This is a genomic window from Rhizobium sp. 18055 (assembly GCF_902706285.1).
Taxonomy (GTDB): domain Bacteria; phylum Pseudomonadota; class Alphaproteobacteria; order Rhizobiales; family Rhizobiaceae; genus Rhizobium.
This window is the reverse complement of sequence record NZ_CACSKD010000099.1, coordinates 1-617: the sequence shown is the minus strand read 5'-3', so window position 1 is coordinate 617 and position 617 is coordinate 1. Positions and strand designations below refer to the sequence as shown.

The following is a 617-nucleotide window of genomic DNA, read 5'->3' as shown; positions in this document are numbered from 1 at the left end:
ACCCCGAGTGCCCGGGGCGGCTGGACGCGATCGAGGACCGGCTGCTGGCCACGGGCGTGGCCGACGCGCTGGAACGCTTCGAGGCGCCCGAGGCGTCGCTCGCCGATGTCGAGCTGGCGCACGACCGGCTGCACGTGGCCGCGCTGCGCGGCCTCTCCGACCGCCTCGCGGAGGAGATGCTGGCCGGCGGCCCCGCCCATGCGCAGGTCGACCCCGACACCTCCATCAACACCCACACCTGGCCGGCCGCGCTGCGGGCCGCGGGCGCCGCGCTCGCCGCGACCGACGCCGTCATGGCGGGCGAGCTGGAGAACGCTTTCTGCTGCGTGCGCCCGCCGGGCCACCATGCCACGCGCAGCAAGGCCATGGGCTTCTGCTTCTTCAACAACGTCGCGATCGCGGCCAAATACGCGCTGCAGCGCTACAAGCTGCAGCGCGTGGCGGTGGTGGATTTCGACGTGCACCACGGCAACGGCACCGAGGACATCCTCGCGAACGATCCGCGCGCGCTGATGGTCGGCATCTTCCAGCACCCGTTCTACCCGTTCAGCGGCGACCAGGACCCGGCGCCCAACATGCTCAACGTGCCCGTGGCCGCCTACACGCGCGGCATGGAC

General features: G+C 72.3%; 1 pseudogene. It reads left to right on the top strand.

The features are described from left to right. Window positions 1-617 (top strand): annotated as a pseudogene (locus GVL52_RS31630) (histone deacetylase family protein); the annotation flags it as partial.